Raw genomic sequence first — 10,899 nt, forward strand, 5'->3', positions numbered from 1 at the left:
ATGCCGCAATCGCCCGTTCCAGATTCTCCCCCCGCTCTCCCCGGATGCGGTATAAATAGGCACTTGCCAGATTATTTTGCGTTTGTGCCCATTTTGCGGGTTTCCGTTCTCGGGGACGAACCGTGAGAACGAGTTGGTAGCCGGCAATGGCAATTTCCAGACAATCCGCCCGACTTCCCCGGGGAAACACATTAATATGGATACAGGTATTTTCGATGATTCCCGCGAAGGTATCTGCTTGTTCTGCATCGGAGAGCAACAGCCGACTCACTTCGAGAAACGCTTCTTTAAACCGGGGATTGAGTTTATCCCGATGTTGGTCTAAAAAAGGATAAACCACAGCTGTATCGCTATTGCTTTCCCGTTCGAGTTGCAGCAATTCTCGGGCTAACTGCCGATACACTTCTGCTTCCGAGTCAGGGGAAGCGTTCTCCCCCCGGTTGGCGATAAACCGCGTTACCTCTGCAGCTAATTCCTGCAAGCGGGCGGCGAGTTCTTCACTCCCTTCTGCTGCTGCATTCTCTGCCAATTGCCCCATCACCTGCAACAGTTGCTCGTCCACCCCCTCCTCCTGTTGTGCCAGCAGGGTTTCTGCCTCTCCTGCATCGCTGGAAAGTAAGGCTTGGATGATTTGGATATACCGTTGCAAACGCGCATCGTTCATGGTGGGTCACCCCCTCGGTTCGGATTATTATTGAGCATAGCATAAGTTGGGCCAAATTTCACGAGCCGCTCGATGATTTTTGACTCCTGTTCCCCCACTGACTCGTTCCCTGACTCCGCCTGGTAATGCTTCATCAGAGGCCCTCTGATGGGGTGGTGCGTCACCGGCGCAATTGTGTCGTGGGCGCGTGGTTGGGTTGCGGGGGATGGTGCGTGACCCCCGCGCCGGATTGTGCGGTGGGTGCCTGGATTGGCGGCGGGGGTCACGCACCCGATGGCGTGGGTTTGGCCGGGGTTGGGTTGCCGGGGTCACGCCCCCGACGGAGGTTCATATAAAATTGGGGTTAAATCCAACACAAATCCCGGCAATACCGATTCCCCGGATAGGGTAGCGGGAGTATCGATAATTTCCACTTCTTCCCCCGGGCGATACACTTCCACTCCTTGATTTTGGCAGTCAATTAACCACCCCAACCGCGTACCATTGGCGATATATTCCTTGAGTTTTTCTTGTAACGTCGGTAAAGAATCGCTAGGGGAACGTAACTCTACCACAAAATCCGGACAGAGGGGAGCAAACTGCTGTTTTTCTTCAGAAGTTAAAGCCTCCCATCGCTCTTTTTGAATCCAAGAAGCATCGGGAGAGCGATTTGCACCATTGGGCAGTTTAAATCCCGCCGAGGAATCAAAAGCTACCCCCAAATCGTTGGTATCGGTCCAATTAAATAACTGTTGAATCAATCTCCCATTTCGATTCCCCATATCGCTGCCCGTCGGTGGCATAATTATCACTTCTCCATTCGCAGTGCGCTCAAAGCCTAAATCTCGGTTATTTTGGCACAGTTGAAAAAACTGCTCGTCGCTTAAATCGAGGCAGAGTTTCAACGGGAAAATTGTTTCGCGATTTGCTACTTCCATCGTTTAATTCCATTCGATTGGTTTGATTAAGCAAGGGTGCAAATTATTTTGCACATTTATTGGGGCGGGGAGGCGGAACCTCGTGAGAACCGTTCCCCCCTGGGGGGAACGAGTTAAACCCCCATGACATACAATTAGTCCGCGTAGGCGGACTTTACCTGCCCAGGCGCGATTTCAATCCCCCGCTGATTTCGCATGTTAGCACGGGTTTGGTTGCGGTGGGTGGTGCGTGACCCCCGGGCAGAATTGTGCGGTGGGCGCGGGGATTAGCGGCGGGGGTCACACACCCGATGGCGTGGGTTTTATCTGTGGCGGTCGATCGCCGTTTTATATACTCGTTCGTTTGCCTTTGCTGAGGCGAACAAATCGACTATGGGTGGAGGATAATCCACGCCAATTTTTACCCCAAAGCGCTGTTGTTCTTCGGGCAATAATTTCCAGGGTTCGCGAACTTTTGCTGCTGGAATTTGAGCCAATTCGGGCAACCAATGCTTGACATATTCTCCCTGGGGGTCGTAATCTTTGGACTGTTTGATAATATTAAAAAATCGGAATCCTCGGGCATCGTTCCCCACCCCGGCGGTATAGTTCCAATTCCCCCAATTGCTGCATACATCATAATCAATCAACAGAGACTCGAACCATTCTGCGCCCATCTGCCAATTAATCCCCAAATTTTTGGTGAGGAAACTGGCGACATTTTGCCGCCCGCGATTGGACATAAATCCGGTAGCGGCGAGTTCGCGCATATTGGCATCTACCAGAGGAAAGCCAGTTTTTCCTTGTTGCCATAAGGCAAATTGCTGCCAATCTTCTTTCCAGGGAATATTTACCCCTTGCAATCCGGATTGCCGAAAAATCGCATTGCCATGTTTAGCGCAGATCAACCGAAAATAATCGCGCCAGAGCAATTCAAAGACTAACCAATAGGTAGAGTCGTTTTTCACTCGTTGCGCTTCGTATTCGCGCACTTGTTGGTAAATATAGCGGGGAGAAAGGCAACCCAAGGCTAACCAGGGAGAAAATTTAGAAGAATAATCTGCGCCAAGCATTCCGTTGCGGGTTTGCTTGTAACTTTGCAGTTTATCTTGCTGCCAGAAGTAAGTTTGCAGGCGGGCAATGCCGGCAGTTTCTCCCCCGTGAAAGGCGAGGGCGACGCGGGAATCTGGCAGGGGTGGGGTGAGATTAAAATCTTCTAATTGGGGGAGAGAACCGATAGGGATATCTGGGAGGGGAGGTACATAGTTCGGTGAGGGAAAGGGGGGAGAAACGGTGGATTTTTTTTCGACTTGCTTGCGAAAATGGGTAAATACTGCGGGAATTTCTGAGATAGGGTAGGGCAATGCTGAGGGAGGATAAAGGGTATGTCCCCAGAAGGAGTGGAGTTGCAGGTTCAGGGGTGCGATCGCCCGTTGCAATGCCTTTTCCACCGCCACTTCTTCGGCGGTGACTTCCCGATGAAAATATATCGCCGAGGCATTGACCTGGCGGGCAATTTGTGGTAAGATAACTTCAGGCTTGCCGATTCTGACGATAAGATTGCTACCCAGGTGTTGCCAGGACTGGCGCAAGTTGGCGATACTTTCGAGCAAAAACTGGGCGCGAAACGAGCCGGTTTTGGGAAAGCCATAGGCGGTGGTGCCAAAGTGCCGGGGGTCGAAGCAATAAACCGGGAGAATCGGCGCGGCAGTTGTGAGGGCGCGATACAGGGGTTCGCTATCGTGCACTCGCAAATCGTTGCGATACCAGAGGATAATCGGGGGATGAGACATACTGTAGGGATAGCAGAATTAATCAAAGCGGGCGATTGTGCATCGCCCGCCTTTCTCGCAGGTGTGAGGAGCAGTGGGGAAAGGACGGGGGGTGCCCGCACCTTTCCCGAGAAACAGAGAGCGAGAGATTAGCGATCGCCCTCCATCGCCTCGATAGCTGGCGCTTGTAGCGGATTCATCATCGCCACAGGAGCTTGTGGAGACAAGCTAGGAACCGACTGGCGCAATTTCGCGTTTAACTGCACCGTAGTGGCATCGTAAATTTGCGTGACAATCTTGGGATACAATCCAATCCCGACAATCGGCACCAACAAACAAGCCACAATAAACACCTCGCGCGGTTCGGAATCGATCAGCGCTTCATGTTCCACCAACTCTTTATTTTCCGGTCCATAGAGCATTTCGCGCAGCATGGAGAGCAGATAAATCGGGGTGAGAATCACACCCACTGCTGCCAAGAACACCACCACCACGCGGAAAGTGAGGCTATAGGCATCGCTGGTAGCAAAGCCGACAAACACCATCAACTCTGCCACAAACCCGCTCATTCCGGGCAGGGCCAAAGACGCCAGGGAACAAGTGGTCCACATAGCGAAAGACTTCTTCATCTTCTGGCCCACGCCGCCCATTTCATCCAGCATCAGGGTGTGAGTGCGATCGTAGGTTGCGCCTACCATAAAGAACAGACTCGCCCCAATCAAGCCGTGAGACACCATTTGCAGCACCGCACCGCTGAGACCGAGGTCAGTAAACGAACCGATCCCGATCAGCACGAAGCCCATGTGAGAAATCGACGAATACGCGATTTTGCGCTTCAAATTGCGCTGGGCGAATGATGTGAGAGCGGCATATACTATGTTTACCACCCCGAGAATCACCAAAATCGGGGCGAGAACAGCGTGAGCGTCAGGCAGCATGCCCGCATTCATGCGAATCAGGGCATAGCCACCCATTTTCAGCAGGATACCCGCGAGCAACATGTGAACCGGTGCCGTAGCTTCCCCATGTGCGTCCGGGAGCCAAGTATGCAACGGGAAAATCGGCAACTTCACCGCATAGGCAATAAAGAACGCACCATAAAGCAGCAGTTGCGCGTTAATCGCCACATCCTTCGAGGCGATCGCCCGCATATCGAACGTTACCGTATCCCCATAAAACGCCAGGGCCAACCCGGCAATCAAAATAAACAGGGAACCGCCCGCCGTGTACAGAATAAACTTAGTCGCCGCATAGAGGCGCTTTTTCCCGCCCCAAATCGACAGCAGCAGGTAAACCGGAATCAGCTCCAGTTCCCACACCAAGAAGAACAACAACATATCCTGCACGGCAAAAACCGCAATCTGACCCCCATACATCAGCAGCATCAAAAAGTAAAACAGCTTCGGTTTGAGAGTCACGGGCCAAGCGGCTAACATCGCCAGGGTAGTAATAAACCCCGTGAGGATAATCAGGGGCATGGACAAACCATCCGCCCCCACCGACCAATTCAAATCCAACGGCGCAACCCAACTGTAGCTTTCAAAAAGCTGCAAATCGGGATTGCTCAACTCGTACTGAGTACAAAAAGCGTAAACAATGAACAAAAAATCGATCGCTCCCACGACCAAAGCGTACCAGCGTACCGTCCGCCCCTTAGTATCGGGAATCAGCGGTAGTAGCAAAGACGCCGCGATCGGGAACAGAATAATTGTGGTTAACCACGGAAATTCAGCCATATTCGTAAATAGCTTCCAGAATTCACCATTGAGAGAACCCACGCTCAGACTCCACAAGTCAGAATATACCGAGCTTCGGGAAACCCCCAGGGGGAAAAGCGATCGCCTCGGATTTTCCTACCGCGCGCGATCGCCTGTGCGGGAGTTGCGCCTCCAGATACCCCACGCCGAGATTCCCAGATAACGGTCATTCTGACTGAGTGAGTGCTGAGTAGAGGGTTAATTCACGCCAGAGAGAATCACTAATCCGAGAACCCCGACAAACACGATCAGGGCATAAAACTGGGCGCGACCATTCTCAAAATACTTCAACCCTTCGCCAGTAATCACGGTAATCAACCCCGTGAGGTTGACCGCGCCATCCACCACCCGGTAGTCCACTTCCATCACCTGGCGGGCCAAGCGGCGAGAACCCCGGACGAAGAGGAAATCGTAGATTTCGTCGAAATACCACTTGTTGCGCGAGAGCTGATACAGGGGCTGGATTTTCGCCGCGATCGCCTTGACGTCGATTTTCCCTTTCAGGTACATCAGCGACGCCAGGGTAATCCCGATTAACGCAATCCCCACGGAATTGCCCCCCATAATCAGAAACTCGGCTAAATCGAATTCCCCGGCATGTTCTGCCGCTTCCGCCACGGTTTCGGGAGGAAAGATAAATTCCTCAAAGTAATTCGCAAACGGCGTACCCACCAATCCAATCAGCACTGACGGAACCGCCAGGGCCATCAAGGGGAAGGTCATCGTCAGGGGAGACTCGTGCGGGGTGTCGCTGTGATGACCGTGAGAATGGTCGTCACCCGCCTCCGCCAATTCTTGCGGGTCCATCGCCCCAGGACCAAACGCCAGGGCCGGTTCTCCCATTTTCGCTTCCGTGAGGATATCCTCACGGATTTGCTTGTCCTGGCCGCGAAACGGACCGCAGAAGGTGAGGAAATACATGCGGAACATGTAGAAAGCGGTCATCCCGGCAGTTACCCAACCCACTAGCCACAAGGCGGGATTGGCTTCAAACGCCGCACCGAGGATTTCGTCTTTCGACCAGAACCCGGCAAACGGCGGAATGCCGCAAATCGCCAAGGTGCCGATTAAGAAGGTGGTGGCGGTAATCGGCATGTATTTGCGCAACCCGCCCATCAGTCGCATGTCTTGGGCCAGGGTGGGGTCGTGACCCACCACGTCTTCCATGCCGTGGATGACGGATCCAGAGCAGAGGAAGAGCATCGCTTTGAAGTAAGCGTGGGTCATTAAGTGAAACAACCCGGCGCTATAGGCCCCGATGCCCATTGCCATGACCATGTACCCGAGTTGGGAGATGGTGGAGTAGGCTAAGCCTTTTTTGATGTCGTTTTGGGTAATCGCGATCGTGGCTCCCAAAAAGGCGGTGAAGCATCCCGTCCACGCAATGGTGTTCATTACGCTGGGGATGGGTTCAAATAGGGGGTACATCCGCGCGATTAGGAAGACGCCGGCGGCAACCATTGTGGCGGCGTGGATCAGGGCGGAAATTGGGGTCGGCCCTTCCATTGCGTCCGGAAGCCACACGTGCAGCGGAAATTGCGCCGATTTCGCCACCGGTCCGAGAAAGACTAGGATCGCAAACAGGGTGGCCATTCCCGCCCCGATCGCCCCGGATTGCACCAGATCTACTAGGCGATCGCCCACTTCGTTGAATTCAAAGCTGTTGGTGGCCCAGTACAGTCCGAGTATCCCCAGCAGCAGGCCAAAGTCTCCAACCCGGTTGGTGATAAAGGCTTTTTGGCACGCATCCGCCGCCGCTGGGCGATCGTACCAAAACCCGATCAGCAAGTAGGATGCCATCCCCACTAGTTCCCAGAAAATGTAAATCTGAACTAAGTTCGGGGAAATCACTAGCCCCAACATGGAGGAGGCAAATAGGCTCAAATAGGCGAAAAAACGCACGTAGCCGCGATCGTGTGCCATGTAGCCATCGGTGTAAATCATCACCAAAAAGCTAATGGTGGTCACGATCGCCAGCATCAGCGCCGAAAGCGGGTCAATGGTGTAGCCCATTGCCAGATGAAAATTCCCCGCCGCCGCCCATTCGATGGTGCGGGTGTAGGGCTCATGTCCTTGGATTTGACTCCATAACAGCCCAAAGGCCATTACCATTGCAGCGCCCACCAGGGACACTAAAAATACGGCATTCTTTTGCCGCAGGTTGTTCGTCGCTTTGTTATAGGAAATCAGACCGAGGCCAACCAGCATCGCCCCGGCTAAGGGCAAGACTGGAATCAGCCACGCATACTGATACAGGGGTTCCATTGCTGACTCCCACTTAATAGTTCTTTACTCAGTCAACACAATTGTTAACATTTTGACACAGGAGTGCCCCACAAATTGCTCGATTCTTTACTCGGAATGCTTGCACTCTGAGGTCATCCACGGCTTTTTCTCTCTGTCTCGTTTGAATTTACCACATTTTTTGTGTTATAATTAAATATTTTCTTGAAAAATTTTGTCGGCCTCCCGCTCTGACCCGTGAAGAACCCCATCCAGAAACCCTCTGGATGGGGTTTGGGTTTGCCCAATGCGAGCCTTTGTTCTGGCAAAAGCCCGACACCAGCAAACTTGATGTTTTAATTTGCTGACAATGAAATGGCGCTCAATCAGACGGAGGAGGAATTGATGAGATGCTCCAAAGAACGGGTAACAAACCGTTTTTGCATCACCTCTCGCATCCGCGATCGCAACATCGCCTGTAGGTCATCGCGCCCGTGAAATCCTTCGATCCGATGCAGCGCAACTCCGCTGTCAAATAAAATTAACGTCGGTAAGGTGGTGATTCGATATCCACTGGCTAGCTTTAACGTGCGATCGGCGTTAATTCCCACCAGTTTTATCTGTTCTCCCCATTCTTGTGCAAATGCATTCAATATCGGATCGATCGTTCGACACAGCCCACACCAGGGTGCCCAAAAGTTTACCAGAACTGGCGTGGGAGCTTCTAAAACTTCTTCTTTAAACGTTTGTTCGTTAAGAGACAAGACCATGTTCCCTCTCTGCTCAATGGCTTTTGCGATCGACACCGGGATCATGCTACATCGATTTGGGATCGTCTGACTATCCCCTTTCGATATAGATTTGGTAAAAAAGTCTTGATTGTAAATAATAGTAAATTTTATGAGAGATTGTTGATTGTTAATTGTTGATTGCTTATAAAAAATTTCACCCCCATAATTCCCCCCACCGGGGATTATTTTTCCCTCCCACCCCGAAATTCTTTACATTTTTTTAACATTTACTGTAACCAAAGATACAGTTTTTTATCCCCCACTGGTATCCTACCCGGCTTTACCGCCTCAAACTGCCGCGATCGCCCCCACCCGCAAAATCAGCAATTGTCAATTAACAATCTACACAGGCTGCAATTTCCAATTTTCAATTTTCAATGACCAATTACCAATTTACCAGCCCACCTGGGCGGTGGCACGGAGCAAGAGAGGGTGTGCCCACCAGAGGAGGAAAATAAACCCCGTCACCCCGAGATAGCTCAAGCGGATAAATTCGTCCAGTTTGAGGGTTTGACGCCCTTGGAAAATGGCCAGGAAAGGAATCACCGAGGTGCGAGCTTTTACCGCCTCGAACGCTTCTCCATAGCGATCGCCCCAGCGGCGATCGCCGTGCCACACCGCAAACAAATGATGCAGCACCAGGCCCAGGGAAGTCACCACCATAAAACTGGTACCAATCCAGAGGGTATGGGCCACACACCAGATGACCTGACCCACCATTTGCGGGTGACGGGTAATGCGAATGATGCCAGTTTCGTAAAGATGAACCTGGGGTTTTTCGATCGCGGCAATTTCGAGCAGATTAAAGGTAGCGGGGTAGAGAAAAATAAACGAAATCGCCGAGAGGATCCAGACCAGCGGTTGCACCCAAGGCACCCCCTGAACCTGCCAAAGTTGCACCCCATCATAGCGATGGTTGAAGAAATAGATAATCAGCACCACCGCCAAAGGCAGACTCACCAAAGCGAAGAAAATGCGGTACAGACGCGGGCCGACGAAGTGTTCCCCAACCGGGCGCACAGCCGCCAAACCGCTATGGGCGATCGCGAAGACCAACAGCAAACCGACCATCATCAAATGGCTCGGCGTCAACCAATCCCAGGACATTGCAGATAACAGAATTTACCGACGGTGAACCAGACCTAACCCCTGCCGAGTGCCAGACAGAGCCGACCGCGCCCCAGTAGAAGGATCCACCCTGGCCGAAACAGGCTCCAACCGCAGCCCCAGCAGAAGCAAAAAAGATGACGTGGGTAACATTTTAGACCAGAGGGGGACAAAAAGCGACAACCCGGGAAAAACAAGTCGGGGGGCGAAGTGAAACGCGATCGCCCCCCGAGAATCGCGCAGAAGGCCCAAAGAAAAACCCCTGTCGCGATCGCACGGAAGTCAATCGCAGGGGATAATGGGCAGTGGAGACTGCATGGGGGGATTGCTAGCCAGTGGATTTCCCCGAACCGATCGACGGCAAACCCAATCCAACCTTAAATAGAACAGTAGGGTAAGATGCCGCGATTTGGTAAACTGCAGGACAACGGGACGAAGATGAGCGGGTTGGCACCGGTGGGCGATCGGATTATCGAGGTCCCCGGAATCAAAAAAACCACTCATACACCCAGTTTTTTTGAAATGCAACCCGTTGAATCCGTTAGTTGTCACCAGACTCCTTGCCCCTTTCAGGTTTAGCAGTATGTCCGATCTACCGTTCACTTTAGATCAGTTACGCATTCTCAAAGCGATCGCCGCTGAGGGGAGCTTCAAACGCGCTGCCGATAGTTTATATGTGTCTCAGCCTGCCGTTAGCCTACAGGTGCAGAATTTAGAGCGCCAGTTGGATGTGCCATTGTTCGACCGGGGGGGGCGAAGGGCACAACTAACAGAAGCAGGGCACCTGCTGCTGAGCTACGGCGAAAAGATTTTAACCTTATGTCAAGAAACCTGTCGAGCCATTGAGGATTTGCAAAATCTTCAAGGAGGCACCCTAATTGTCGGTGCATCCCAGACCACCGGCACCTACTTGCTGCCTCGGATGATTGGCATGTTTCGGCAGAAATACCCCGATGTCGCCGTTCAGTTGCACGTTCACTCCACCCGTCGCACCGCCTGGAGCGTAGCCAACGGGCAAATCGACCTGGCGATCGTCGGCGGAGAAGTGCCCCCAGAACTGCAAGAATCCCTCAACATTCACTCCTATGCCGAAGACGAACTGGCGCTAATTTTGCCAGTATTTCATCCTTTTGCCAAACTCGAAACCATCCAAAAAGAAGACCTTTACAAGCTGCAATTTATTGCCCTAGATTCCCAGTCCACCATTCGCAAAGTCATCGACCAAGTGCTTTCGCGCTGCGATATCGATACCCGCCGGCTCAAACTGGAGATGGAACTCAATTCCATTGAAGCGATAAAAAATGCAGTACAGTCCGGCTTAGGAGCCGCATTCGTCTCCATTTCGGCGATCGAAAAAGAATTGCAGATGGGGATTTTGCATCGAGCCACCATCGAAGGGGTAGTCGTCAAGCGGATGCTGTCAGTGATTTTCAATCCCAATCGGTATCGGTCCAAGGCAGCAGAAGCATTTAGCGAAGAAATTTTACCCCAATTTGCCACCCAGCCGTTTTTGGATGTGGAGCCAGCGCAATCCGTGGATGCCGAAGAAGACACCGCCGCGTCGGTGGAGTCCTCAGAAGCGATCTCCCCTGCTGCATCGAATTCCACCGTCAGGTGACGTACTCCCGACGCCGACCGCTTAGGCGGTACGGCGCGGGCTTCTGGGCCGAGACCTTTGAGATCTGGGTT

General features: G+C 52.3%; 9 protein-coding genes. 1 reads left to right on the forward strand and 8 read right to left on the reverse strand.

The genetic code is table 11. From position 1 onward, the window contains the following. The 8 genes from LKK83_RS19985 to LKK83_RS20020 form a co-directional block, all read right to left on the reverse strand. A partial coding sequence (locus LKK83_RS19985) for a hypothetical protein (protein WP_442957347.1) occupies positions 1-664 on the reverse strand: 664 nt, incomplete at its 3' end. Between the two features lie 308 nt (positions 665-972). Further along, a complete protein-coding gene (locus LKK83_RS19990) occupies positions 973-1,581 on the reverse strand; it encodes a Uma2 family endonuclease (RefSeq protein ID WP_324633069.1) in 609 nt (202 codons plus the stop codon). A 302-nt stretch (positions 1,582-1,883) separates the two neighbouring features. Further along, positions 1,884-3,353: a DASH family cryptochrome gene (locus LKK83_RS19995; RefSeq protein ID WP_324633070.1), complete on the reverse strand. Its 1,470-nt coding sequence runs from the start codon at positions 3,351-3,353 to the stop codon at positions 1,884-1,886. A 128-nt stretch (positions 3,354-3,481) separates the two neighbouring features. Further along, positions 3,482-5,068 carry an NAD(P)H-quinone oxidoreductase subunit 4 gene (locus LKK83_RS20000; RefSeq protein WP_324633071.1) on the reverse strand — a complete coding sequence of 529 codons (1,587 nt, stop codon included), beginning with the start codon at positions 5,066-5,068 and terminating at the stop codon, positions 3,482-3,484. 44 nt (positions 5,069-5,112) lie between these two features. Further along, positions 5,113-5,259 carry a hypothetical protein gene (locus tag LKK83_RS20005; RefSeq protein WP_324633072.1) on the reverse strand — a complete coding sequence of 49 codons (147 nt, stop codon included), beginning with the start codon at positions 5,257-5,259 and terminating at the stop codon, positions 5,113-5,115. A gap of 28 nt (positions 5,260-5,287) precedes the next feature. Then, complete coding sequence (locus LKK83_RS20010) at positions 5,288-7,354, reverse strand: NAD(P)H-quinone oxidoreductase subunit 5 (protein ID WP_324633073.1); 2,067 nt, start codon at positions 7,352-7,354, stop codon at positions 5,288-5,290. Positions 7,355-7,698: 344 nt separating this feature from the next. Next, positions 7,699-8,082 carry a thioredoxin family protein gene (locus tag LKK83_RS20015; RefSeq protein ID WP_324633074.1) on the reverse strand — a complete coding sequence of 128 codons (384 nt, stop codon included), beginning with the start codon at positions 8,080-8,082 and terminating at the stop codon, positions 7,699-7,701. A gap of 414 nt (positions 8,083-8,496) precedes the next feature. Beyond that, entirely contained in the window at positions 8,497-9,210 is a 714-nt protein-coding gene (locus LKK83_RS20020) for an NnrU family protein (protein ID WP_324633075.1), read from the reverse strand. Positions 9,211-9,793: 583 nt separating this feature from the next. On the opposite strand from LKK83_RS20020, the gene LKK83_RS20025 reads away from it, so the two are divergent. Further along, a complete protein-coding gene (locus LKK83_RS20025) occupies positions 9,794-10,828 on the forward strand; it encodes a LysR family transcriptional regulator (protein WP_324633076.1) in 1,035 nt (344 codons plus the stop codon). The last annotated feature ends 71 nt before the right edge of the window (positions 10,829-10,899 follow it).

Source organism: Phormidium sp. CCY1219, from assembly GCF_035615515.1.
Lineage (GTDB): Bacteria > Cyanobacteriota > Cyanobacteriia > Cyanobacteriales > Laspinemataceae > CCY1219.

What these genes read in the sequence shown, in the direction of transcription:
- LKK83_RS19990 (WP_324633069.1), bottom strand. Translation starts at nt 1,581, where the DNA reads ATGGAAGTAGCAAATCGCGAAACAATTTTCCCGTTGAAACTCTGCCTC.
- LKK83_RS19995 (WP_324633070.1), bottom strand. Translation starts at nt 3,353, where the DNA reads ATGTCTCATCCCCCGATTATCCTCTGGTATCGCAACGATTTGCGAGTG.
- LKK83_RS20000 (WP_324633071.1), bottom strand. Translation starts at nt 5,068, where the DNA reads ATGGCTGAATTTCCGTGGTTAACCACAATTATTCTGTTCCCGATCGCG.
- LKK83_RS20005 (WP_324633072.1), bottom strand. Translation starts at nt 5,259, where the DNA reads ATGACCGTTATCTGGGAATCTCGGCGTGGGGTATCTGGAGGCGCAACT.
- LKK83_RS20010 (WP_324633073.1), bottom strand. Translation starts at nt 7,354, where the DNA reads ATGGAACCCCTGTATCAGTATGCGTGGCTGATTCCAGTCTTGCCCTTA.
- LKK83_RS20015 (WP_324633074.1), bottom strand. Translation starts at nt 8,082, where the DNA reads ATGGTCTTGTCTCTTAACGAACAAACGTTTAAAGAAGAAGTTTTAGAA.
- LKK83_RS20020 (WP_324633075.1), bottom strand. Translation starts at nt 9,210, where the DNA reads ATGTCCTGGGATTGGTTGACGCCGAGCCATTTGATGATGGTCGGTTTG.
- LKK83_RS20025 (WP_324633076.1), top strand. Translation starts at nt 9,794, where the DNA reads ATGTCCGATCTACCGTTCACTTTAGATCAGTTACGCATTCTCAAAGCG.